The following is a 24,174-nucleotide window of genomic DNA, read 5'->3' on the forward strand; positions in this document are numbered from 1 at the left end:
TACAAAATAGTGAATTAATTTTACCCGATTTTGCCGCCTCAACCCACCATATAAGTGGCGGTTGCGCTGGCGATATAAACCTGATCTTCGTTATGCAGTTCAACGCGGGCAACGGCAACCTTGTTCCCGGCACGCAGCAGGCTGCTGCTGCAGGTGAAGCGATTCCCTCGACCGGGGCGCAGGTAGTCGACACGCAGGTCGATCGTGCCCATGCGCGACAGTCGCTGGCGAAGCTCGTCCTCATTGATGGTGTCGTGGCGCGTCAGCGTGCTGCCGACGCAGACCAGGCCTGCCGCCACGTCCAGCGCGGAGGCAATCACGCCACCGTGCAAAATGCTTTGCGCCCAGTTGCCGACCATCATCGGCTGGTTATTGAAGCTCAGCTGGGCGAAGTCTTTTTCGTATCGCTCCAGCTCCAGCCCCAGCGCGCGGTTAAAGGGCATGTGATAAACAAAAATCTCGCCCACGAGTTTTAAGGCTTCTTCGGCGGTAAGCGTGGCTGACATGGAACATCTCATCCTTGTTGTTAACGAAATGTTGATTTTATGCCTCAACAATAATGATTTCCACTTTCAGAAACGAGGATGGAGAAGTTGTTGCAGAAGTCTGTAGAATGCCCGGACAAAACTATTCACTACATGTCACGATTTCAGGAGAACACCACCGATGCGGACGTATCTGGGTTGGTTACTGGCGGCGGTTTCGCTGCCCCTCACAGCATATGCGCAGGAAGCAACGATTAAAGAGGTTCATGATAAACCTGCCGTACACGGCAGCATTATCGCGAACCTGCTTCAGGAGCATGACAATCCGTTCACGCTTTATCCGTACGACACGAACTATGTGATTTACACTCAGACCAGCGATCTCAACAAAGAGGCGATCAGCTCCTATAACTGGTCCGATAATGCGCGTAAGGATGAGGTGAAGTACCAGCTCAGCCTCGCATTCCCGTTCTGGCGCGGCATTTTGGGGCCGAACTCGGTGTTTGGTGCCTCCTACACGCAGAAGTCCTGGTGGCAGCTTTCCAACAGCGGAGAGTCCTCACCGTTTCGTGAAACCAACTATGAGCCGCAGCTGTTCCTCGGTTTCGCAACGGACTACGAGTTCGCAGGCTGGACGCTGCGCGACGTCGAAGTGGGCTTTAACCACGACTCCAACGGTCGTTCCGATCCTACCTCACGCAGCTGGAACCGTGCTTACACCCGCCTGATGGCGCAAAACGGCAACTTCATGGTGGAAGTGAAGCCGTGGTACGTGGTGGGCAGCACCGATGACAACCCGGACATCACCAAATACATGGGTTACTACCAGCTCAAAGTGGGCTATCAGCTGGGTGACGCGGTGCTGAGCGCCAAAGGCCAGTACAACTGGAACACCGGCTACGGCGGCGCAGAGCTGGGCCTGAGCTATCCGGTATCGAAACACGTGCGTCTTTATACGCAGGTGTACAGCGGGTACGGCGAGTCGCTGATCGACTACAACTTCAACCAGACCCGTGTGGGTGTGGGCGTTATGCTGAACGATATTTTCTAGGTCGCTCGAATGTTTTTGCGTTAAACGTTGAAGTTTCTTTCTCAGGCGCTGAAAATAGCGCCTGTTTCATTTCTGGCATATGGGGTTAACGTGGCGCAGGCGGAAGTATTGAATCAGGAATCGCTGGCTAAACAGGTTTTGCAGGAAACCTTTGGCTACCAGCAGTTCCGTCCTGGCCAGGAAACCATCATTGAAACGGTGCTGGAAGGCCGAGATTGCCTGGTGGTGATGCCCACCGGCGGCGGAAAATCGCTCTGCTACCAGGTGCCCGCGCTGGTGCTTAACGGCCTGACGGTCGTGGTGTCGCCCCTTATTTCTCTGATGAAAGACCAGGTTGACCAGCTGCTCGCCAACGGCGTGGCGGCGGCCTGTCTTAACTCGACGCAAACCCGCGAGCAGCAGCAGGAGGTCATGGCCGGCTGCCGCACCGGGCAGATTAGGCTGCTGTATATCGCGCCCGAGCGCCTGATGCTGGATAACTTCCTCGATCATCTCGCGCACTGGAACCCTGTCCTGCTGGCGGTGGATGAAGCGCACTGTATCTCCCAGTGGGGGCATGATTTCCGTCCGGAATATGCCGCCCTCGGCCAGCTGCGTCAGCGCTTCCCCGAGCTGCCGTTTATGGCGCTCACCGCCACGGCGGACGACACGACGCGTCTGGACATTGTTCGCCTGCTGGGGCTGAATGACCCCTACATTCAGGTCAGCAGCTTCGACCGCCCGAACATCCGCTATATGCTGATGGAAAAATTCAAGCCGCTGGATCAGCTTTTGCGCTACGTGCAGGAGCAGCGCGGCAAGTCCGGCATCATCTACTGCAACAGCCGCGCGAAGGTCGAAGATACCGCCGCGCGTCTGCAAAACCGTGGCTTTAGCGCCGCGGCCTATCATGCCGGGTTAGAAAACCACATTCGCGCCGACGTGCAGGAGAAATTCCAGCGCGATGACCTGCAGATCGTGGTCGCGACGGTGGCGTTCGGAATGGGGATCAACAAGCCCAACGTGCGCTTTGTGGTGCACTTCGACATCCCGCGCAATATCGAATCCTACTATCAGGAAACCGGCCGCGCCGGGCGTGATGGCCTGCCTGCGGAAGCGATGCTGTTTTACGATCCGGCCGACATGGCGTGGCTGCGCCGCTGCCTGGAAGAGAAGCCTCAGGGGCAGCTGCAGGATATCGAACGCCACAAGCTCAACGCGATGGGCGCCTTTGCCGAAGCGCAAACCTGCCGCCGTCTGGTGCTGCTCAACTATTTCGGCGAGGGGCGTCAGGAGGCGTGCGGCAACTGTGATATCTGCCTCGACCCGCCGAAGCAGTACGATGGCCTGATGGACGCGCGTAAGGCGCTCTCGACCATTGGCCGCGTGAACCAGCGCTTCGGGATGGGCTATGTGGTGGAAGTTCTGCGCGGTGCCAACAACCAGCGTATCCGCGACATGGGCCACGACAAGCTGCCGGTTTACGGCATCGGTAAAGAGCAGAGCCACGAGCACTGGGTAAGTATTATTCGCCAGCTGATCCACCTCGGCTTTGCCACGCAAAATATTGCCCAGCACTCCGCGCTTCAGCTTACGGAGGCCGCGCGCCCCGTTCTGCGTGGTGAAATTGAACTGAAGCTCGCCGTGCCGCGCGTTATCGCCCTCAAGCCGCGCGTGATGCAGAAATCCTACGGCGGCAACTATGACCGCAAGCTGTTTGCCAAACTGCGCAAGCTGCGTAAAGCCATTGCCGATGAAGAGAATATCCCGCCGTACGTGGTGTTTAACGACGCGACGCTGATTGAGATGGCCGAGCAGATGCCGCTCAGCGCCAGCGAGATGCTTAGCGTCAACGGCGTCGGCACGCGCAAGCTGGAGCGCTTCGGTAAAGAGTTTATGGCGCTCATCCGCTCTCACGCCGATGGTGATGACGAGGAGTAGTCAGCCGGGCTAAAAAGTGCCAGGATGGTGACTCACTGTATTATTTTCCCGCGAGCTAATTATGTTAATGCTATTTCTCACCGTGGCGTTAGTGCACATCGTTGCGCTGATGAGCCCAGGCCCTGACTTTTTCTTCGTGTCGCAAACGGCCGTCAGCCGCTCCCGTAAAGAGGCGATGATGGGCGTGCTCGGTATCACCATGGGCGTGATGGTGTGGGCGGCGGTCGCGCTGCTCGGCCTGAACCTGATTCTGGCGAAGATGGCCTGGCTGCATAACATCATTATGGTCGGCGGTGGCCTGTACCTGTGCTGGATGGGCTACCAGATGCTGCGCGGGGCGCTGAAGAAAGAAGAGAAAAAGCCGGAAGAGCCAAAGGTGGAGCTGGCAACGGGCGGGCGCAGCTTTGTGAAAGGGTTGCTGACCAACCTCGCGAACCCGAAAGCGATTATCTATTTCGGCTCCGTGTTTTCGCTGTTTGTGGGTGATAACGTCGGCGCGGGCGCGCGCTGGGGGATCTTCCTGCTGATCGTCGTTGAGACGTTTGCGTGGTTCACCGTGGTGGCAAGCCTGTTCGCCTTACCGGCGATGCGCCGTGGCTACCAGCGCATCGCGAAGTGGATCGACGGCTTTGCCGGCGCGCTGTTCGCCGGCTTCGGCATCCATCTCATCATCTCTCGCTAGGCATGACGCGCTGACGCAAGCAGCGCGCCAACCAGCATAAACAGCGAGCCAAAGACTTTATTCAGGGCCTTCATCTGCTTAGGCCCTTTAATCCACGCCGCAATCCGCTGCGCCAGCGTCGCATAGCCAATCATCACGATAATATCGACGATAATGGTGGTCGCGCCGAGCACCACGTACTGCATCACCTGCGGCTGATGCGGAACGATAAACTGCGGGAACAGCGCGGCCAGGAAGACGATGCTTTTCGGGTTGGTCAGGTTCACGAACACCGCGCGCTTAAACAGATGCCCGCGGTTTTGCGTCTGTGCGAGCGTGTTCAGGTTGAGGGACCCTGCGGCGCGCCACTGCTGAATACCCAGCCAAATTAAATACGCTGCGCCGGCCCACTTCAACACCTCAAACGCCAGCACCGAGCGCGAGAACAGCGTCCCAAGGCCAATCCCCACCAGCACGATATGAATGCCCAGCCCGGCCTGCAAACCGGCAATGGACGCTGCCGCGCCGCGATAGCCGTGGTTGATGGAGGTGGTCATGGTATTGATTGCGCCAGAGCCAGGCGAAAGGCTGAGGATAATGGATGTCAGCAGGTAGGCGAACCACCACTCGAAGGTCATTTGAAACTCCCGAACCGTCTATTTTTATGCCACAATACGCTATTGTTGAGTCATTTTGTGACCGGTTACGAAAAAACGATATTCCTTGGCTTACGTGAGTGGAAACCCAATGTTTCAGCAGAAAAAGGACTGGGAAACACGAGAAAACGCATTTGCTGCTTTCTCCATGGGGCCGCTGACCGATTTCTGGCGGCAGCGTGAGGAAGATGAATTTACGGGCGTCGGCGGTATTCCGGTACGCTTCGTTCGTTTCCGCAATGTGAAAAACGATCGGGTGATCGTGGTCTGCCCCGGGCGGATTGAAAGCTACATCAAATATGCCGAGCTGGCCTATGACCTGGTCCATCTGGGCTTCGATGTCCTGATTATCGACCATCGCGGACAGGGGCTTTCCGGACGCATGTTGTCGGACACCCATCGCGGGCACGTGGATAACTTCAGCGATTACGTCGACGATCTGGCCGCATTCTGGCAGCAGGAAGTGCAGCCCGGCCCGTGGCGCAGGCGGTATATACTTGCCCACTCAATGGGCGGGGCGATCTCCACGCTGTTTTTGCAGCGCCACGAGCACCAGTGCGATGCCATTGCGCTCACCGCGCCGATGTACGGCATCGTTATACGTTTTCCGGACTGGATGGTACGCCATCTTCTCGACTGGGCTGAGGGCCATCAGCGCATTCGCGAAGGCTATGCCATCGGCACAGGACGCTGGCGCGCGCTGCCGTTTGCCATCAACGTCCTGACCCACAGCCGGCAGCGCTATCGCCGTAACCTGCGTTTTTACGCCGATGAGCCTCGCCTGCGCGTCGGTGGCCCCACCTGGCACTGGGTGCGGGAAGGCATTCTGGCCGGTGAGCAGGTGCTCGCCGGGGTCGGTGATGATGACACGCCGACGCTCCTGATTCAGGCGGAAGAAGAGCGTGTGGTAGATAACCGCATGCATGACCGCTATTGTGAACTTCGCGCTGCCGCCGGCCACCCCTGCGAAGGGGGTAAACCGCTGGTTATAAACGGCGCGTACCATGAGATCCTTTTTGAAAAGGACGCCATGCGCTCAGTCGCGCTCAACGCCATCGTCGAGTTTTTCGACCGGCATAACTGATTATTGTTTTCCACCAGAGGTTGAAATCCCTATGTACCAGGTTGTTGCATCTGACTTAGATGGCACGCTGCTTTCCCCCGACCACACCCTGTCGCCTTACGCGAAAGAGACCTTAAAACTCCTGACTGCCCGTGGCGTGAACTTCGTGTTTGCCACCGGTCGCCACCACGTGGACGTGGGGCAGATCCGCGATAATCTGGAAATCAAATCGTACATGATCACCTCTAACGGGGCGCGCGTGCACGATACCGACGGCAACCTGATCTTTACCCACAATCTGGATCGCGACATCGCCGCCGATCTGTTCGGCGTGGTGCACGGCAACCCGGACATCGTCACTAACGTCTACCGCGATGACGACTGGTTTATGAACCGCCACCGCCCGGACGAAATGCGTTTCTTCAAGGAAGCGGTATTTAACTACTCCCTGTACGAGCCGGGCCTGCTGGAGCCTGAGGGGATCAGCAAGGTGTTCTTCACCTGCGAAAGCCATGAAGAACTGCTGCCGCTGGAGCAGGCGATCAACGCCCGCTGGGGCGACCGCGTGAACGTGAGCTTCTCCACGCTGACCTGTCTGGAAGTGATGGCCGGCGGCGTCTCCAAAGGTCACGCGCTGGAAGCCGTCGCGAAACGCCTGGGCTTTGAGCTGAAAGACTGCATCGCCTTTGGCGACGGCATGAACGATGCTGAGATGCTCTCCATGGCGGGCAAGGGCTGCATCATGGAAAACGCGCACCAGCGCCTGAAAGATCTGCACCCGGAGCTGGAAGTCATCGGCACCAACGCAGACAATGCGGTACCGAAATATCTGCGCAAGCTGTTCCTTGAATAATCTTCATTCGGTTATTTATTGCTCAGTTGTCAACTAAAGAGTTCGCTACAATGCCTGTCCTTCTTTCTGAGAGACAAGCATTGTGGCGCTACTCATTATCACCACCATCCTGTGGGCCTTCTCCTTTAGCCTGATTGGCGAATACCTTGCCGGTTCGGTCGACAGCTACTTCTCGGTGCTGATGCGCGTGGGGCTGGCGGCGCTGGTGTTCTTGCCGTTCCTGCGCACGCGCGGGCAATCGCTGAAAACGATCCTGCTGTATATGCTGGTGGGCGCGATGCAGCTTGGCATCATGTACCTGTTCAGCTTCCGGGCCTACGTCTACCTTTCCGTCTCGGAATTCCTGCTGTTCACCGTACTGACGCCGCTCTATATCACGCTGATATACGATCTGCTCAGCAAGCGCCGTCTGCGCTGGGGATACCTGCTGAGCGCCGCGCTGGCGGTGGTGGGGGCGGCAATTATCCGTTACGACAAGGTGAGCGATCACTTCTGGACCGGTCTGATGTTCGTCCAGCTCGCCAACATCAGCTTTGCCATCGGCATGGTTGGCTATAAGCGCCTGATGGAGACCCGCCCGATGCCGCAGCACAACGCGTTTGCGTGGTTTTATATGGGCGCGGCGATAGTCGCCGTGGCGGCGTGGTTTATGCTCGGTAACCCGCAGAAGCTGCCGACCACCACCGTGCAGTGGAGCGTTTTGGTCTGGCTGGGCGTGGTGGCGTCAGGGCTGGGATACTTCATGTGGAACTACGGCGCTACGCAGGTAGACGCCGGTACGCTGGGGATCATGAACAACGTGCACGTGCCTGCGGGGCTGCTGGTTAACCTTGCCATCTGGCAGGAGCAGCCGCACTGGCCGAGCTTCCTTATTGGGGGAGCGGTGATCCTGGCTTCGCTGTGGGTACATCGCCGCTGGGTCGCTCCGCGCTCCGCACAAACGGAAGATGGTCGCACGCGTGGTTCCGCGCTGAGCGAATAAACGCATCCGTCACCGGCTGACGCTGCTCGCCGTCGCGCACGGCGGAGTACAGCCGGCTCCACAGCCCATCGCCCAGGGTTTTGGTCACCACCAGGCCCTGGCGTTCAAAACTCTCCACCACCCAGTGCGGCAGCGCCGCGATGCCCATTCTGGCCGCCACCATCTGAATCAACAGCAACGTGTTATCCACGCTTTTCAGCTGTGGGCTAATGCCCGCAGGCTGCAGGAAGTGACGCCAGATATCCAGACGGCTGCGCTGCACCGGATAAATTAGCAGCGTTTCAGTGGCTAAATCTTCCGGCGTGATGCGCGTTTTAGCCGCCAGCGGATGGTCCGGGGCCAGCACCAGGCGCACTTCAAAATCAAACATTGGTGAATAGTGCAGCCCGCTGCGCGGCAGAATGTCCGAGGTCATGACAAGATCCAGCTCGCCCTGCTGAAGCGACGGCTGCGGGTCAAAGGTCACACCGGATTTAAAGTCCATCTCCACCTGCGGCCACTTCTGGCGGAAGTTCTCAAGCGCGGGGGTCAGCCACTGAATACAGCTGTGGCACTCAATAGCGATACGTAAAGTGGTTTGCTGCGGCTCGTTGCAGGACTGCAGCGCGCTGGCGATCTGCGGCAGTACCTGATTGGCCAGCTGCAGCAGGATCTCGCCCTGCGGCGTAAGGCGCAGAGGCTGGCTCTTACGCACAAAAAGTCGAAAGCCGAGGCGTTGTTCCAGATCGCTGAACTGGTGAGAAAGGGCAGACTGGGTCTGGTGCAGCGTGGCCGCGGCCGCCGCAAGAGAACCGCAGTTCCGCAACGCTTGTAACGTTTTCAGGTGTTTAATCTCGATCATGAAAGTCCTTCACTTCGCCATGAACATATTGCGCTTGAGGAATATACAGTACCTGCCAATTATAGATGTGTAAACATCTGGACGTCTAAATAACGAATTTCTACAAGGGGTACACCATGACAATCCGCAATCACACTCTCGGTTTCCCTCGCGTTGGCCTGCGTCGCGAGCTGAAAAAAGCGCAAGAAAGCTACTGGGCAGGCAACGCCACCCGTGATGAACTGCTGGCCGTAGGCCGCGAACTGCGCGCCCGCCACTGGGACCAGCAAAAACAGGCGGGGATTGACCTGCTGCCGGTAGGCGATTTCGCCTGGTACGACCATGTTCTGACGACCAGCCTGCTGCTTGGCAACGTGCCGGCTCGTCATCAGAACAAAGATGGATCGGTAGATATCGATACCCTGTTCCGCATCGGCCGCGGCCGGGCGCCAACGGGTGAGCCTGCGGCAGCGGCGGAAATGACCAAGTGGTTCAACACCAACTATCACTATATGGTGCCGGAGTTCGTGAAAGGTCAGCAGTTCAGGCTGACCTGGACGCAGCTTCTGGACGAAGTAGACGAAGCGCTGGCGCTGGGCCACCAGGTGAAGCCCGTGCTGCTGGGGCCGGTAACCTACCTGTGGCTGGGCAAGGTGAAAGGCGAACAGTTCGACCGCCTCAGCCTGCTGAACGACATTCTGCCCGTGTACAAGCAGGTGCTGATTGAGCTGGGGAAACGCGGCATTCAGTGGGTGCAAATCGACGAACCGGCGCTGGTGCTCGAGCTGCCCCAGGAATGGCTCGATGCCTTTAAACCAGCGTATGACGCGCTCACCGGTCAGGTGAAGCTGCTGCTAACCACCTATTTCGAAGGCGTGACGCCGAACCTCAAGACTATCACCGCGCTTCCTGTGCAGGGCCTGCACGTTGACCTGGTTCACGGTAAAGATGATGTGGCGGAGCTGCACAAGCGTTTGCCAGCGGACTGGCTGCTTTCCGCCGGCCTGATTAACGGCCGTAACGTCTGGCGCGCCGATCTCACCGAAAAATACGCACAAGTTAAAGACATCGTCGGCAAACGTGAGCTGTGGGTAGCCTCGTCCTGCTCCCTGCTGCACAGCCCGATCGATCTGAGCGTGGAAACCCGCCTGGATGCGGAGGTGAAAAGCTGGTTTGCTTTCGCCCTGCAAAAATGTGAGGAACTGGCGCTGCTGCGCGACGCGCTGAACGGCGGAGACACGGCGGCGATTGCCGAATGGAGCGCGCCGATCCGGGCGCGTCGCCACTCGGCTCGCGTACACAACCCGGCGGTAGAGAAACGTCTGGCGGCCATTACCGCCCAGGACAGTCAGCGCCAGAGCGCCTATGAAGTCCGTGCTGAAGCCCAGCGCGCCCGCTTCAACCTGCCCGCGTGGCCGACCACGACGATAGGCTCTTTCCCGCAGACAACGGAGATCCGCGGCCTGCGTCTGGACTTCAAAAAGGGCAATCTGGATGCCAATAACTATCGCACCGGCATTGCAGAACACATCAAGCAGGCGATTATCGAGCAGGAGCGCCTGGGCCTGGACGTGCTGGTCCACGGCGAGGCCGAGCGTAACGACATGGTGGAATACTTCGGCGAACACCTGGACGGGTTCGTCTTTACCCAGAACGGCTGGGTGCAGAGCTACGGCTCCCGCTGCGTGAAGCCGCCGGTGGTCATTGGTGACGTCAGCCGTCCGGAACCGATCACGGTTGAATGGGCGAAGTACGCTCAGTCCCTGACCGACAAGCCGGTAAAAGGCATGCTGACCGGCCCTGTAACAATCCTCTGCTGGTCCTTCCCGCGCGAAGACGTGACCCGCGAAACCATCGCCAAACAGATTGCCCTGGCGCTGCGCGATGAAGTGGCGGATCTGGAAGCGGCGGGCATTGGCATCATCCAGATTGACGAACCTGCGCTGCGCGAAGGCCTGCCGCTGCGCCGTAGCGACTGGGATGCCTACCTGCAGTGGGGTGTGGAAGCCTTCCGCATCAATGCCGCAGTGGCAAAGGACGACACCCAGATCCACACCCACATGTGCTACTGCGAGTTTAACGACATCATGGATTCGATTGCCGCGCTGGATGCGGACGTGATCACCATCGAAACCTCGCGATCGGACATGGAGCTGCTGGAGTCGTTCGAAGAGTTCGACTACCCGAACGAAATCGGGCCGGGCGTATATGACATTCATTCGCCGAACGTGCCAAGCGTGGAGTGGATCGAGGCGCTGTTGCAGAAGGCTGCCCAGCGTATCCCGGCGGAGCGTCTGTGGGTCAACCCGGACTGCGGCCTGAAAACGCGCGGCTGGCCGGAAACCCGTGCGGCGCTGGCGAACATGGTGAAGGCGGCGCAGAATTTGCGTCAGGCGTAGTTTTGCTGGATTGCCGGGTGGCGCTATCGCTTACCCGGCCCGTCTGTAGGCCCGGAAAGGCGTAGCCGCCACCGGGATTTTTTCTTTATGCTTTCTTCCCGCCGTACTGGCTAAACCAGTCCAGCATCCTCTGCCAGCCGTCTTTGGCGGATTCTTCGTGATAGCTCGGGCGATAATCGGCGTTAAACGCGTGCCCGGCTTCCGGATACACCACGATCTCTGCCTTCGCGTTTGCCGCCCGTAGCGCATGGCGCATGGTCTCAACGGTATCAAGCGGAATGCTGGTATCCTGAGCGCCATACAGCCCTAATACAGGGGCCGTTAAATCCGTTGCGATATCAACAGGCTGCTTTGGTGAATTCAGCGTTTTTTCGCCCACCAGCTTGCCGTACCAGGCCACGGCCGCTTTCAGCTGCGGGTTATGCGCGGCGTACAGCCAGCTAATGCGTCCGCCCCAGCAGAAACCGGTCACCATCAGACGATGCGGGTCGCCTCCATTGCGCGCTGCCCAGCTGGCAACGTGGTCGAGGTCGGCCAGCACCTGCGCATCCGGCACTTTTGTCACCAGATTACTGAACAGCGTTGGGATATCGCTGTAGTCATTCGGATCGCCCTGACGGAAATAGAGCTCGGGCGCAACGGCCAGGTATCCTTCCAGCGCCAGACGGCGGCAGAGGTCGCGAATATGTTCGTGAACGCCGAAAATTTCCTGAACCACGATGACGATGGGCAGCGCGCCGTCTGCGGATTTTGGCCGCGCGTGGTAAGCAGGCATATTTTCCCCCTGAGAGGGGATGGACGTCTCACCCGCGGTAATGGCGTCTTCAGGGGTTGAGACGATGGTTGAAGCATGCGGGGCTGCAGCAGGTGCAAAACCGGTTTTGTCATTCATGGCATTCTCCGTACCAATGAGTTAATTAGCGCAAAGGTAAATATAGACACCAGGTTAACAACCCACATTGCCCTGGAGGGTCTATCTTTTGTGCAGCATTCCACGATTTAACTTGTTAATGTGATGTGAATCACTATTTTATGGAAATTAACTGCAATCATTTTCATTCATGGTGAGATGCATCACGAAATTATGCGTATCGCTTCTGTAAAGTACCGTTTTACTTCTTCTGACTAACCGACCCACAGAGGAGTCACCCTATGTCTAAGTCTGATGTTTTTCATCTCGGCCTCACTAAAAACGATTTACAAGGGGCTACGCTCGCTATCGTCCCTGGCGATCCTGAGCGTGTGGAAAAGATCGCCGCGCTGATGGATAAGCCGGTCAAGCTGGCAGCCCATCGTGAATTCACCACCTGGCGCGCAGAGCTGGATGGCAAAGCGGTGATCGTGTGCTCTACCGGTATCGGTGGCCCGTCTACCTCAATTGCCGTTGAAGAGCTGGCGCAGCTGGGCATTCGTACCTTCCTGCGTATCGGTACTACCGGCGCTATTCAGCCGCACATCAACGTCGGCGACGTGCTGGTGACGACCGCATCCGTGCGTCTGGACGGTGCAAGCCTGCACTTTGCCCCGATGGAATTCCCGGCAGTGGCTGATTTCGAATGCACCACCGCGCTGGTTGAAGCCGCTAAATCCGTGGGCGCAACCACTCACGTGGGCGTCACCGCCTCCTCTGATACCTTCTACCCGGGCCAGGAGCGTTACGACACCTTCTCAGGCCGCGTGGTAAGCCGCTTCAAAGGCTCAATGGAAGAGTGGCAGTCCATGGGCGTAATGAACTACGAAATGGAATCTGCAACGCTGCTGACCATGTGCGCAAGCCAGGGCCTGCGTGCCGGTATGGTGGCGGGCGTTATCGTCAACCGTACCCAGCAGGAGATCCCGAACGCGGAAACCATGAAGCAGACTGAAAGTCATGCGGTGAAAATCGTGGTGGAAGCGGCTCGTCGCCTGATCTAATCCTCTCTTCTGAGACACAAGGCCGACGCGTTCGGCCTTTATTTTTTGCGTAGTGCCTCGCAGGAAAACCCTTTCAAACTGGACGTTTATACAGCACAATTCTATTTTGTGCGGGTAATACGTTGATGCAGGGGGCATTGTGGATATCTCAATCCTGGTTTACGCGGTGATTGCGCTGGTGTGTTTGGCAATTGGCTGGCTGATTTCCAGCTACCAGCATGCGCAGATGAAAGCCGAACAGCTGGCTGAGCGTGAGGAGATCGTCTCTGAGCTGAGTGCGACAAAACAACAGCTTGCTCAAAGCTCACACTGGCGCGACGAGTGCGAGCTGCTGAATAACGAACTGCGCAACCTGCGCGACATCAACACCTCGCTGGAGGCCGATCTCCGCGAAGTCACCACCCGCCTCGAAGCCACCCAGCTGCATGCGGAAGACAAAATCCGCCAGATGATCAACAGCGAGCAGCGCCTCAGCGAGCAGTTTGAAAACCTCGCGAACCGTATTTTTGAGCACAGCAACCGCCGCGTTGACGAGCAAAACCGCCAGAGCCTGAATGGCCTTCTGACGCCGCTGCGCGAGCAGCTGGACGGCTTTCGTCGTCAGGTGCAGGACAGCTTTGGGCAGGAGGCGCGCGAGCGTCACACCCTGGCACATGAAATTCGCAATCTTCAGCAGCTAAACGCACAGATGGCGCAGGAAGCGGTCAACCTGACGCGCGCGCTGAAGGGGGATAACAAAGCCCAGGGCAACTGGGGAGAAGTGGTCCTGACCCGCGTGCTGGAGGCTTCAGGCCTGCGCGAAGGGTATGAATACGAAACGCAGGTGAGCATCGAAAACGATGCCCGCTCGCGTATGCAGCCGGATGTTATTGTGCGGCTGCCGCAGGGCAAGGATGTGGTGATTGACGCCAAAATGACGCTGGTGGCCTACGAGCGCTACTTCAACGCGGAAGATGATTACACCAGGGAGTCAGCGCTGCAGGAACACATCGCCTCCGTGCGGAACCATATTCGACAGCTGGGCCGAAAGGACTATCAGCAGCTGCCTGGCTTGCGATCCCTGGACTACGTGCTGATGTTTATCCCGGTTGAGCCCGCCTTCCTGCTTGCGCTCGACAGACAGCCCGAACTGATTACCGAGGCGTTGAAAAATAACATTATGCTGGTCAGCCCAACGACGCTGCTGGTGGCCTTGCGAACCATTGCCAACCTGTGGCGTTACGAGCACCAGAGCCGCAACGCTCAGCAGATTGCCGATCGCGCCAGCAAGCTGTACGACAAAATGCGCCTCTTCGTGGACGACATGTCCTCGGTTGGGCAAAGTCTCGACCGCGCGCAGGATAATTACCGGCAGGCGATGAAAAAGCTCTCTTCCGGGCGTGGCAATCTGCTGGCGCAGGCCGAGGCATTTCGTAGCCTTGGCGTAGAGGTAAAACGCGAGATTAATCCGGAATTGGTTGAACAAGCCACTGCACAGGATGAAGAGTTCCGTCTGCGAGAAGGTGCCGATGAGCAAAATACCCACAGCGAAGACAACGGTTTAGCGGCGGATTTATCGCCAGATGAACAGCCGACGCGTTACTTTCACGGTGGTTGAACCGTAGGGCAATTGCGTCCAATCTGATACACTTCACCAACATTTGACTGATTAGCAGGCTCTGAGATGGTTGACGATTCACAAGACACAACGCACTTTGGCTTTCAGACTGTTGCCAAAGCGCAGAAAGCTGACATGGTGGCCCACGTGTTTCATTCCGTGGCGGCGAAGTACGATGTAATGAATGATCTGATGTCATTCGGCATTCATCGCTTGTGGAAACGCTTCACTATCGACTGCAGCGGCGTACGTCGTGGACAAACCGTGCTGGATTTAGCGGGCGGAACGGGCGATCTGACGGCGAAATTCTCCCGTCTGGTGGGCGAAACGGGCCGCGTTGTGCTGGCAGACATTAACGACTCCATGCTGAAAATGGGGCGCGAAAAACTGCGTAACATCGGCGTGGTAGGCAACGTGGAATACGTGCAGGCTAACGCCGAAGCGCTGCCGTTCCCGGATAATACCTTTGACTGCATCACTATTTCGTTTGGCCTGCGTAACGTCACGGATAAAGACAAAGCCCTGCGCTCCATGTACCGCGTGCTGAAGCCGGGCGGACGCCTGCTGGTGCTTGAGTTCTCGAAGCCGATTATCGATCCGCTGAGCAAAGCCTACGATGCCTATTCCTTCCACATTCTGCCGCGCATTGGTGAATTAGTGGCGAACGATGCAGAGAGCTACCGCTACCTGGCGGAATCCATCCGTATGCACCCGGATCAGGACACCCTGAAAGCCATGATGCAGGATGCGGGCCTTGAGAACGTGGAATACTTCAACATGACGGCGGGCGTCGTCGCGCTGCATCGCGGTTACAAGTTCTGAGTGGAGGTGTCACGTGCCCTTTAAGCCCTTAGTCACCGCAGGCATTGAGAATGTACTTAATGCCTTTCTGTACCGCGCGCCTGCGTTAAAAGCAGCGCGTCAGCGGCTCAACGGAAAGGTACTGCGCATTGTTTTAAAAGAGTTCTCGACGCCGCTCGTACTGGTCTTCAGCGAACGCCAGCTCGACGTTCTGGGTGAGTGGGAAGGCGAGGCTGATTGCTCGGTCATTACGCACCTGAGCGTGCTGCCGAAGCTGCGTGACCGCCAGCAGCTGACGGCGCTTATCCGCAGCGGTGAGCTGGAAGTGGAAGGTGACATTCAGGTTGTGCAGAACTTCGTTGCGCTCAGCGATATTGCCGAGTTTGACCCGGCAGAACTGCTCGCGCCTTTTATTGGCGATATCGCCGCCGAAGGGATGGGTAAAGCCTTTCGTGGCGGTACGGCTTTCCTGCGTAAAAGCCTGCAGCGACAGCAGCGTTATGCGGCAGAAGTGCTGACCGAAGAGTGGCGCATGGCGCCCGGGCCGCTGGAAGCGGCATGGTTTGCGGAAGAAACCGCGGCTGTTGAACGTGCTGTTGATGCACTAACCAAACGGCTGGAAAAACTGGAGGGCAAATGACGCCTGGTGAAATTCGGCGCCTCTATTTTATCGTTCGCACCTTTTTGAGCTACGGGCTCGACGAGCTTATCCCCAGAATGCGTATCACGCTGCCGCTTCGAATCTGGCGGCGCACGCTGTTCTGGATGCCAAACCGTCATAAAGATCAGGTCTTAGGCGAACGTCTGCGTCTTGCGCTGCAGGAGCTGGGGCCGGTGTGGATCAAGTTTGGGCAGATGCTTTCCACCCGCCGCGACCTCTTCCCGCCGCAAATTGCCGATGAGCTGGCGATGCTGCAGGACCGCGTTGCTCCCTTTGATGGCGAGAGAGCGAAGAAGCAGATCGAAGAGGCGATGGGCAATATCCCGGTTGAAACCTGGTTTGATGATTTTGACATTCAGCCACTGGCATCGGCCTCCATTGCCCAGGTGCACACGGCGCGTTTGAAAGAGAACGGCAAAGAAGTGGTTATCAAGGTCATTCGTCCGGATATCCTGCCGATCATTAGAGCGGACATGAAGCTGATTTATCGTCTGGCTCGCTGGGTGCCGCGTCTCTTGCCTGACGGCCGCCGCCTGCGTCCGATGGAAGTGGTGCGCGAATACGAGAAAACGCTGATTGATGAGCTGAACCTGCTGCGCGAATCGGCAAACGCTATTCAGCTTCGCCGCAATTTCGAAGACAGCCCGATGCTCTATGTGCCAGAGGTCTACTCCGACTACTGCAGCCAGAACATGATGGTGATGGAGCGTATCTACGGTATTCCGGTATCGGATGTGGTTGCGCTGGAAAAGCAGGGCACCAACATGAAGCTGCTGGCCGAACGCGGTGTGCAGGTCTTCTTTACTCAGGTCTTCCGCGACAGCTTTTTCCATGCGGATATGCACCCGGGTAATATTTTTGTCAGCTACGAGCATCCTGAAGATCCGAAATACATCGGTATCGACTGCGGGATTGTGGGCTCGTTGAACAAAGAAGATAAGCGCTACCTCGCAGAGAACTTTATCGCCTTCTTTAACCGCGACTACCGCAAGGTTGCCGAGCTGCACGTCGATTCCGGCTGGGTTCCGCCGGACACCAACGTGGAAGAGTTTGAGTTTGCTATCCGTACCGTTTGTGAACCTATTTTCGAAAAACCCCTGTCCGAGATCTCTTTCGGGCACGTGTTGCTGAACCTGTTCAATACGGCGCGTCGCTTCAATATGGAAGTGCAGCCGCAATTAGTTTTACTCCAGAAAACATTACTTTACGTTGAGGGCGTAGGCCGTCAGCTCTATCCTCAGTTAGACTTGTGGAAAACCGCGAAACCTTTCCTTGAGTCCTGGATTAAGGATCAGGTTGGGATTCCAGCGCTGGTTCGCTCTCTTAAAGAGAAAGCGCCGTTCTGGATTGAAAAAATGCCTGAAATTCCTGAACTGGTTTACGACAGTTTGCGTCAGAGCAAGAACCTTCAGCACAGCATGGATAAAATCGCCCGCGAGCTGCAAACCAGCCGCGCGCGCCAGGGGCAGTCACGTTATCTCTTTGGCATTGGGGCGACGCTGTTGCTGAGCGGTACGCTGTTACTCATCAATCGGCCGGAATGGGAATTGATGCCTGCCTGGCTGATGGCCGGCGGGGCTGTGGTCTGGCTCGCTGGCTGGAGAAAAACGCGCTGATTTTGCGTCGCTATCGCCGGGTTGCATACGTATAATGCGACCTGACTAATTAATCATCTATCACTGAGGATTTTGTATGGGTGGTATCAGTATCTGGCAACTGTTGATCATTGCCGTCATTGTCGTACTGCTGTTCGGTACGAAGAAACTCGGTTCTATCGGTTCCGACCTTGGTGCATCTATCAAAGGCTTTAAGAAAGCCATGGGCGATGATGAAAGTAAGCAGGATAAGACCGGCCAGGACGCTGACTTTACTGCTAAATCCATCGCTGAGAAGCAGGATGACGCCAAAAAGGAAGACGCTAAACGCCACGATAAAGAGCAGGTGTAATTCGTGTTCGACATTGGTTTTGGTGAACTGCTGCTGGTCTTCGTGATTGGCCTGATTGTGCTGGGGCCGCAGCGTTTACCTGTTGCGGTTAAAACCGTCGCGGGTTGGGTGCGAGCGCTTCGCTCTCTGGCATCCACCGTACAAAACGAACTGGCACAGGAGCTTAAGCTCCAGGAATTCCAGGACAGCCTGAAAAAGGTTGAGAAGGCGAGCATGGAGAACCTGACGCCGGAGCTGAAAGCCTCTATGGATGAGCTGCGCGAAGCGGCGGAATCCATGAAGCGTTCATACAGCGTCAACGATCCTGAAAAGGCCAGTGATGAAGCGAACACCATCCATAACCCGGTGGTGAAGGGCAGCGAAGAGCAGCGCGAAGGTATCACACCTTCCAGCGCCGAGCATCAGGCCGCCGCGCCAGAACAGACGCCGCAGGAATCCGAAGTGAAAAAGCAGGTGCCGTCAGAAGAGCCGGTGGTCAAAGCGGCTGAAGCAAAACCCGCCGCGCCTGTTTCCGAATCATCCCCCTCGTCGAGTGATAAAGCGTAAACATGGCAGTAGATGATACTCAACCGCTTATTACGCACCTTATTGAGCTGCGTAAGCGCCTGTTAAACTGCATTATTGCGGTTTTCCTCATATTCCTGTGTCTGGTCTATTTCGCCAACGATATCTATCAGGTGGTCTCAGCGCCGCTGATTAAACAGATGCCGCTGGGCGCAACGATGATAGCAACGGATGTCGCCTCACCGTTTTTCACCCCGATCAAGCTGACGTTTTGGGTGTCGTTGATTGCGTCAGCTCCGGTGATTTTGTACCAGGTCTGGGCCTTTGTTGCGCCAGCGCTGTACAAGCATGAACGCAAACTTGTGATCCCACTGCTGGTCTCCAGCTCGCTGCTGTTCTATATCGGCATGGCGTTTGCCTATTTCGTTGTCTTCCCCCTGGCCTTTGGCTTCCTGACGCATACCGCGCCGGAAGGGGTTCAGGTATCGACAGACATCGCCAGCTATCTCAGCTTCGTCATGGCGCTGTTCATGGCGTTTGGTGTGGCGTTCGAAGTACCGGTGGCGATTGTCCTGCTGTGCTGGATGGGCGTGACCACGCCTGACGATCTCCGCAAGAAGCGCCCGTATATCCTGGTCGGCGCGTTTGTGGTGGGCATGCTGCTGACGCCGCCGGATGTCTTCTCGCAAACCTTGCTGGCGATACCGATGTACTGCCTGTTCGAAGTCGGCGTGTTCTTCTCGCGCTTCTACGTGGGCAAACGACGTCCGCAGGAAGATGAAGAAGACGGGTCTGAAAAGACCACAGAAGAGTAAATCCAGCCGCCCGTCAGGGCGGTTGTCATATGGGGATTCGCATGTTTGATATCGGACTTAATCTGACCAGCTCGCAGTTTGCAACAGACCGTGATGAGGTCGTCGCGCGCGCCTTTGCTGCCGGGGTGAAAGGGCTGTTGCTGACCGGAACCAACCTGCACGAGAGCGAACAGGCGCAGCTGCTGGCGCAGCGCTATGACCACTGCTGGTCAACCGCAGGTGTTCACCCGCACGACAGCAGCCAGTGGACGCAGGAGAGCGCTGAGGTGTTGCATCGCCTGGCGAGTACGCCCGAGGTGGTGGCTATCGGCGAGTGCGGCCTCGATTTCAACCGCAACTTTTCTACGCCAGAAGAACAGGAAAAGGCATTTACCGCACAGCTCGCGCTTGCGGCAGAACTCGGGATGCCGGTATTTATGCACTGCCGCGACGCGCACGCTCGCTTTCTCACCCTGCTGGAGCCATGGCTGGATAAACTGCCGGGCGCCGTGCTGCACTGCTTTACAGGGTCTCGCCAGGACGCGCTGGATTGCCTGAATCGCGGGATGTATCTGGGCATTACCGGTTGGGTGTGCGATGAAAGACGCGGGCTTGAGCTGCGTGACCTGCTGCCGGCGATACCGGCTGACCGCCTGCTGGTTGAAACCGATGCGCCCTACCTGCTGCCGCGCGACATGAAACCTAAACCGAAATCACGGCGTAACGAACCCGCGTATCTGGGGCATATCGTTGAGCGGGTAGCGCACTGGCGTGGAGAAGATCCGCAGCGGCTGGCAGCGCAAACGGATGACAACGCGCGCCGCCTGTTTGGCGTGGTGTTTTAAACTTTGCGGAAGTCGGTGTTTTTCACGCTCTGTAACACCTGCTTGTTTAGCAGGTTAAGCAGCAGCATAGAGCGTGCTTCGCCATCAGGTTCAGAGAAAATGGCCTGCAGGCCTTCAAAGGCCCCTTCCGTGATCACCACGCTATCGCCCGAGTAGGGGGTTTCCGGGTCGGTGATGCCTTCGGGCTGCTGGTAAATCGACAGCTGATGGATAACCGTCGAGGGGACCGTGGCCGGGCTGGTGCCGAAGCGCACAAAATGGCTGACGCCGCGGGTGGCGCTGATGGTCGTGGTGTGGATCACTTCCGGGTCGAATTCAACGAACAGGTAGTTAGGGAAAAGAGGTTCGCTGACGGTTGTGCGTTTCCCGCGCTGCATTTTTTCGAGCGTAATCACGGGCGTCAGGCAATTGACTGACTGACGTTCAAGATGTTCCTGCGCGCGCTGAAGTTGCCCGCGTTTGCAATACAGTAAATACCAGGCCTGCATAATCACTCTTTCCCTTTTTTCCGGGCGCAAGCATATCAAAACCCTGGCGGGATCGCTAAGTTGATTATAATGGCTGAAAAGAGAGTAAGTCGCGGAAGTTCACGCTAATTTAACAAAATTACAGCATCACGCAGCCTTACGCCGTATAATAAAGCGCTTACAGAGAGGCCATGACTAACTGCATGAAATACCACGATCTACGCGACTTCCTGGCGCTGCTGGAAAAGCAGGGCGAACTCAAACGCATTACACAATCTGTTGATCCTTATCTGGAAATGACAGAAATCGCTGACCGCACCCTGCGTGCCGGTGGCCCCGCTCTGCTGTTTGAAAACCCAAAAGGCTATTCCATGCCGGTGCTTTGCAACCTGTTCGGCACGCCGCGTCGCGTGGCAATGGGCATGGGGCAAGAAGACGTGACGGCGTTGCGTGAGGTAGGCAAGCTGCTGGCCTTCCTGAAAGAGCCGGAGCCGCCAAAGGGCTTCCGGGACCTGTTCGACAAGCTGCCGCAGTTTAAGCAGGTGTTGAACATGCCAACCAAACGCCTGCGCGGCGCGCCGTGCCAACAGAAAGTGCTGGAAGGCGATGCGGTTGATCTGACAAAAATTCCCATCATGCAGTGCTGGCCTGAAGATGCCGCCCCGCTCATTACCTGGGGCCTGACCGTGACGCGCGGTCCGCACAAAGAGCGTCAGAATCTCGGCATCTATCGTCAGCAGCTGATTGGTAAAAACAAGCTCATCATGCGCTGGCTGTCCCATCGCGGCGGGGCGCTTGATTTCCAGGAGTGGTGTGCGGAACATCCGGGCGAGCGTTTCCCGGTGTCTGTTGCGTTGGGCGCCGATCCGGCCACAATACTGGGTGCGGTAACGCCTGTACCCGATACGCTATCCGAATATGCGTTTGCAGGGCTGCTGCGCGGGACCAAAACGGAAGTGGTGAAGTGTATTTCCAATGACCTGGAAGTACCGGCTAGCGCCGAGATTGTCCTTGAAGGCTATATCGAACAAGGGGAGCTGGCACCCGAAGGGCCTTACGGCGACCACACGGGTTATTACAACGAAGTGGATAACTTCCCGGTGTTCACCGTGACGCACATTACCCAGCGTGAAGATGCGATTTATCACTCCACCTATACCGGCCGTCCGCCGGATGAACCGGCGGTGCTGGGCGTGGCGTTAAACGAAGTGTTTGTGCCGATCTTACAAAAACAGTTCCCGGAAATTGTTGATTTCTATCTGCCGCCGGAAGGGTGCTCTTATCGCCTGGCGGTAGTCACGATGAAGAAGCAGTATGCGGGTCACGCCAAACGCGTGATGATGGGCGTATGGTCCTTCCTGCGCCAGTTTATGTACACCAAGTTTGTTATCGTCTGCGATGATGACGTTAACGCCCGCGACTGGAATGACGTTATCTGGGCCATTACCACGCGTATGGACCCGGCGCGTGATACGGTGTTAGTGGAAAACACCCCGATTGATTACCTGGATTTTGCCTCGCCGGTTTCCGGGCTTGGCTCAAAAATGGGACTGGATGCCACAAATAAATGGCCTGGCGAAACCGACCGTGAATGGGGTCGCCCGATCAAAAAAGATCCTGCCGTGACCGCGCGAATTGACGCGATCTGGGACGAACTGGCCATAATGAGTAACGGTAAACCTGAATCTGACCGTTAAGCCCTATAGACTTCCCGACAGAGAGAGCGAATGACAACCTTAAGCTGTAAAGTGACCTCGGTAGATGCCATTACCGACACCGTATATCGCGTCCGTTTAGTGCCAGAATCGGCATTCTCTTTCCGCGCCGGTCAGTACCTGATGGTCGTAATGGATGAGCGTGATAAACGTCCTTTCTCTATGGCCTCAACGCCAGCTGAGCAGGAGTTTATTGAGCTTCATATCGGTGCGTCAGAGCTTAACTTGTACGCGATGGCTGTCATGGATCGCATCCTGAAAGAGCGAGAAATCGTGGTGGATATTCCACACGGTGAGGCCTGGCTACGCGAGGACGAAGATCGCCCGCTTATCCTGATCGCCGGCGGTACGGGCTTCTCCTACGTTCGCTCTATTCTGCTGACCGCGCTGGCACGCAATCCGAACCGTGATATCACTATCTACTGGGGCGGCCGCGAAGAGAAACACCTGTACGATCTGTCTGAACTCGAAGCGCTGAGCGTAAACCATCCCAACCTGCGCATTGAGCCGGTTGTCGAGCAGCCTGAAGAGGGCTGGCGTGGGCGTAGCGGTACGGTATTGACGGCAGTGCTGCAGGATCACGGTACGCTGGCCGGACACGATATTTATATCGCTGGCCGTTTTGAAATGGCGAAGATTGCCCGCGACCTGTTCTGTAACGAACGTGACGCGCGTGAAGACCGTCTCTTCGGCGATGCGTTTGCGTTCATTTAAATAAAAAACCCGCCCCTGACAGGCGGGAAGAACGGCAACTAAACTGTCTCTCTTCGCCAGTGAAGCCAGTGGCGGTGAGAACCTCTCGTAGGCCGGGAAAGCGCAGCGCCTCCCGGCAAAAGCCCGATGGCGCGATGCTTATCGGGCCTACGTTATAGCCTTATACTCTCTCAAACACCGTCGCGATCCCCTGACCCAGCCCGATGCACATGGTTGCCAGACCAAACTGGGCATCTTTGCGTTCCATCAGGTTAATCAGCGTGGTGCTGATACGCGCCCCGGAGCAGCCCAGCGGGTGACCGAGGGCGATAGCGCCGCCGTTGAGGTTAATCTTCTCGTCGATCTGCTCCATTAGCCCCAGATCTTTAATGCACGGCAGGATCTGCGCGGCGAACGCTTCATTCATTTCGAACAGGTCGATGTCGCTGGCGGTTAATCCCGCTTTTTTCAGCGCCAGCTTCGAGGCCGGAACCGGGCCGTAACCCATAATTGAAGGATCGCAGCCCACGACCGCCATCGAACGTACCCGAGCGCGAGGGGTTAAGCCCAGCTCGCGGGCGCGGCTTTCGCTCATCACCAGCATGGCGGCAGCACCGTCTGACAGCGCCGACGAAGTACCTGCCGTTACCGTACCGGTGACCGGATCAAACGCCGGGCGCAGCGTGGAGAGTGCTTCAACCGTGGTTTCCGGACGGATAACTTCGTCGTAGCTGAACTGCTTCAGTACGCCGTCTGCGTCGTGACCCCCGGTGGGGATGAGCTCATTCTTAAACGCACCGGATTGGGTGGCTGCCCAGGCGCGCGCGTGAGAGCGCGCAGCAAACGCATCCTGCATTTCACGGCTAATACCGTGCATGCGTGAGAGCATTTCAGCGGTCAGGCCCATCATACCCGCAGCTTTCGCTACGTTACGGCTCATGCCCGGATGGAAATCGACGCCATGGCTCATCGGTACGTGACCCATGTGCTCAACGCCGCCCACCAGGCAGGCCTGCGCATCGCCGGTCATGATCATGCGGGCCGCGTCGTGCAGCGCCTGCATCGACGAACCGCACAGGCGGTTAACGGTGACGGCCGGAACCGAGTGCGGGATCTCCGCCAGCAGCGACGCGTTACGGGCAATGTTGAACCCTTGCTCCAGGGTTTGCTGTACGCAGCCCCAGTAGATGTCGTCCAGCGCTGCGGGATCCAGCGACGGGTTACGCGCCAGCAGGCTGCGCATCAGGTGCGCGGAGAGGTCTTCCGCGCGCACGTTACGGAACGCGCCGCCTTTTGAACGGCCCATCGGGGTGCGAATTGCATCAACAATGACAACCTTTTCCATT

At 57.2% G+C, this 24,174-nt stretch carries 24 protein-coding genes; 18 read left to right on the forward strand and 6 right to left on the reverse strand.

The window, feature by feature from the left end; genetic code table 11:
* Positions 1-38 precede the first annotated feature (38 nt).
* A complete protein-coding gene (yigI, locus tag D5067_RS00935; protein ID WP_119936314.1) occupies positions 39-506 on the reverse strand; it encodes an acyl-CoA thioesterase YigI in 468 nt (155 codons plus the stop codon).
* Positions 507-666: 160 nt separating this feature from the next.
* Here yigI and pldA point away from each other — a divergent pair, with 160 nt between their 5' ends.
* The 3 genes from pldA (at position 667) to rhtC (ending at position 4,138) form a co-directional block, all read left to right on the forward strand.
* Positions 667-1,536 carry a phospholipase A gene (pldA, locus tag D5067_RS00940; protein ID WP_119936313.1) on the forward strand — a complete coding sequence of 290 codons (870 nt, stop codon included), beginning with the start codon at positions 667-669 and terminating at the stop codon, positions 1,534-1,536.
* A gap of 90 nt (positions 1,537-1,626) precedes the next feature.
* Entirely contained in the window at positions 1,627-3,456 is a 1,830-nt protein-coding gene (gene recQ, locus D5067_RS00945; RefSeq protein ID WP_119936312.1) for an ATP-dependent DNA helicase RecQ, read from the forward strand.
* A gap of 61 nt (positions 3,457-3,517) precedes the next feature.
* Positions 3,518-4,138, forward strand: a complete 621-nt coding sequence (gene rhtC, locus D5067_RS00950; RefSeq protein WP_006179256.1) for a threonine export protein RhtC — start codon at positions 3,518-3,520, stop codon at positions 4,136-4,138.
* On the opposite strand, the gene rhtB is transcribed toward rhtC, so the two are convergent.
* Entirely contained in the window at positions 4,135-4,755 is a 621-nt protein-coding gene (rhtB, locus tag D5067_RS00955; protein WP_119936311.1) for a homoserine/homoserine lactone efflux protein, read from the reverse strand. The genes rhtC and rhtB overlap by 4 nt on opposite strands.
* A 109-nt stretch (positions 4,756-4,864) precedes the next feature.
* Here rhtB and pldB point away from each other — a divergent pair, with 109 nt between their 5' ends.
* The 3 genes from pldB (at position 4,865) to D5067_RS00970 (ending at position 7,671) form a co-directional block, all read left to right on the forward strand.
* Positions 4,865-5,857 carry a lysophospholipase L2 gene (pldB, locus tag D5067_RS00960; RefSeq protein ID WP_119936310.1) on the forward strand — a complete coding sequence of 331 codons (993 nt, stop codon included), beginning with the start codon at positions 4,865-4,867 and terminating at the stop codon, positions 5,855-5,857.
* A gap of 31 nt (positions 5,858-5,888) precedes the next feature.
* A complete protein-coding gene (yigL, locus tag D5067_RS00965; RefSeq protein WP_119936309.1) occupies positions 5,889-6,689 on the forward strand; it encodes a sugar/pyridoxal phosphate phosphatase YigL in 801 nt (266 codons plus the stop codon).
* Between the two features lie 82 nt (positions 6,690-6,771).
* The gene (locus D5067_RS00970; RefSeq protein ID WP_119936308.1) at positions 6,772-7,671 is read left to right on the forward strand and encodes a carboxylate/amino acid/amine transporter; all 900 of its coding nucleotides are present in this window, start codon (positions 6,772-6,774) and stop codon (positions 7,669-7,671) included.
* Here D5067_RS00970 and metR read toward each other — a convergent pair.
* Positions 7,559-8,512, reverse strand: a complete 954-nt coding sequence (metR, locus tag D5067_RS00975; RefSeq protein WP_119936307.1) for an HTH-type transcriptional regulator MetR — start codon at positions 8,510-8,512, stop codon at positions 7,559-7,561. The two genes, D5067_RS00970 and metR, sit on opposite strands and share 113 nt — an antisense overlap.
* Positions 8,513-8,628: 116 nt before the next feature.
* Between metR and metE the strand changes: the two genes are divergently transcribed.
* Complete coding sequence (gene metE / locus D5067_RS00980) at positions 8,629-10,890, forward strand: 5-methyltetrahydropteroyltriglutamate--homocysteine S-methyltransferase (protein ID WP_119936306.1); 2,262 nt, start codon at positions 8,629-8,631, stop codon at positions 10,888-10,890.
* An 85-nt stretch (positions 10,891-10,975) separates the two neighbouring features.
* Here metE and D5067_RS00985 read toward each other — a convergent pair whose 3' ends face one another.
* Positions 10,976-11,782 carry a dienelactone hydrolase family protein gene (locus D5067_RS00985; RefSeq protein ID WP_119936305.1) on the reverse strand — a complete coding sequence of 269 codons (807 nt, stop codon included), beginning with the start codon at positions 11,780-11,782 and terminating at the stop codon, positions 10,976-10,978.
* Between the two features lie 260 nt (positions 11,783-12,042).
* Between D5067_RS00985 and udp the strand changes: the two genes are divergently transcribed.
* From udp to tatD, 9 genes are all read left to right on the forward strand, one after another.
* Positions 12,043-12,804, forward strand: a complete 762-nt coding sequence (gene udp / locus D5067_RS00990; protein ID WP_003860792.1) for a uridine phosphorylase — start codon at positions 12,043-12,045, stop codon at positions 12,802-12,804.
* Positions 12,805-12,943: 139 nt separating this feature from the next.
* Positions 12,944-14,401 carry a DNA recombination protein RmuC gene (rmuC, locus tag D5067_RS00995; RefSeq protein WP_119936304.1) on the forward strand — a complete coding sequence of 486 codons (1,458 nt, stop codon included), beginning with the start codon at positions 12,944-12,946 and terminating at the stop codon, positions 14,399-14,401.
* Positions 14,402-14,467: 66 nt separating this feature from the next.
* Positions 14,468-15,223 carry a bifunctional demethylmenaquinone methyltransferase/2-methoxy-6-polyprenyl-1,4-benzoquinol methylase UbiE gene (gene ubiE / locus D5067_RS01000; RefSeq protein WP_119936303.1) on the forward strand — a complete coding sequence of 252 codons (756 nt, stop codon included), beginning with the start codon at positions 14,468-14,470 and terminating at the stop codon, positions 15,221-15,223.
* A 13-nt stretch (positions 15,224-15,236) separates the two neighbouring features.
* Positions 15,237-15,842 (forward strand): ubiquinone biosynthesis protein UbiJ, encoded by a 606-nt coding sequence (gene ubiJ, locus D5067_RS01005; RefSeq protein ID WP_119936302.1) that lies wholly within the window; start codon positions 15,237-15,239, stop codon positions 15,840-15,842.
* Positions 15,839-17,479, forward strand: coding sequence for a ubiquinone biosynthesis regulatory protein kinase UbiB (gene ubiB / locus D5067_RS01010; RefSeq protein WP_119936301.1), 1,641 nt, complete (start codon positions 15,839-15,841; stop codon positions 17,477-17,479). The genes ubiJ and ubiB overlap by 4 nt, the downstream gene beginning before the upstream one ends.
* A gap of 76 nt (positions 17,480-17,555) precedes the next feature.
* Positions 17,556-17,810 carry a Sec-independent protein translocase subunit TatA gene (gene tatA / locus D5067_RS01015; RefSeq protein ID WP_119936300.1) on the forward strand — a complete coding sequence of 85 codons (255 nt, stop codon included), beginning with the start codon at positions 17,556-17,558 and terminating at the stop codon, positions 17,808-17,810.
* Positions 17,811-17,813: 3 nt separating this feature from the next.
* The gene (tatB, locus tag D5067_RS01020) at positions 17,814-18,356 is read left to right on the forward strand and encodes a Sec-independent protein translocase protein TatB (protein ID WP_119936299.1); all 543 of its coding nucleotides are present in this window, start codon (positions 17,814-17,816) and stop codon (positions 18,354-18,356) included.
* A gap of 2 nt (positions 18,357-18,358) precedes the next feature.
* The gene (gene tatC / locus D5067_RS01025; protein ID WP_119936298.1) at positions 18,359-19,129 is read left to right on the forward strand and encodes a Sec-independent protein translocase subunit TatC; all 771 of its coding nucleotides are present in this window, start codon (positions 18,359-18,361) and stop codon (positions 19,127-19,129) included.
* Between the two features lie 41 nt (positions 19,130-19,170).
* On the forward strand, positions 19,171-19,953 hold the full coding sequence (gene tatD, locus D5067_RS01030; RefSeq protein ID WP_119936297.1) for a 3'-5' ssDNA/RNA exonuclease TatD: 783 nt from the start codon (positions 19,171-19,173) through the stop codon (positions 19,951-19,953).
* Here tatD and rfaH read toward each other — a convergent pair.
* A complete protein-coding gene (gene rfaH / locus D5067_RS01035; RefSeq protein ID WP_119936296.1) occupies positions 19,950-20,441 on the reverse strand; it encodes a transcription/translation regulatory transformer protein RfaH in 492 nt (163 codons plus the stop codon). The genes tatD and rfaH overlap by 4 nt on opposite strands.
* Positions 20,442-20,611: 170 nt before the next feature.
* On the opposite strand from rfaH, the gene ubiD reads away from it, so the two are divergent.
* Together ubiD and fre are read left to right on the forward strand one after the other, a co-directional pair.
* On the forward strand, positions 20,612-22,117 hold the full coding sequence (gene ubiD, locus D5067_RS01040) for a 4-hydroxy-3-polyprenylbenzoate decarboxylase (RefSeq protein ID WP_119936295.1): 1,506 nt from the start codon (positions 20,612-20,614) through the stop codon (positions 22,115-22,117).
* 30 nt (positions 22,118-22,147) lie between these two features.
* Positions 22,148-22,849, forward strand: coding sequence for an NAD(P)H-flavin reductase (fre, locus tag D5067_RS01045; RefSeq protein WP_119936294.1), 702 nt, complete (start codon positions 22,148-22,150; stop codon positions 22,847-22,849).
* Positions 22,850-23,009: 160 nt separating this feature from the next.
* Here the strand turns inward: fre and fadA are convergent, their stop codons facing one another.
* Positions 23,010-24,173: an acetyl-CoA C-acyltransferase FadA gene (gene fadA, locus D5067_RS01050; protein WP_119936293.1), complete on the reverse strand. Its 1,164-nt coding sequence runs from the start codon at positions 24,171-24,173 to the stop codon at positions 23,010-23,012.
* Position 24,174: the final 1 nt, after the last annotated feature.

This window comes from Enterobacter huaxiensis, from assembly GCF_003594935.2.
Taxonomy (GTDB): domain Bacteria; phylum Pseudomonadota; class Gammaproteobacteria; order Enterobacterales; family Enterobacteriaceae; genus Enterobacter; species Enterobacter huaxiensis.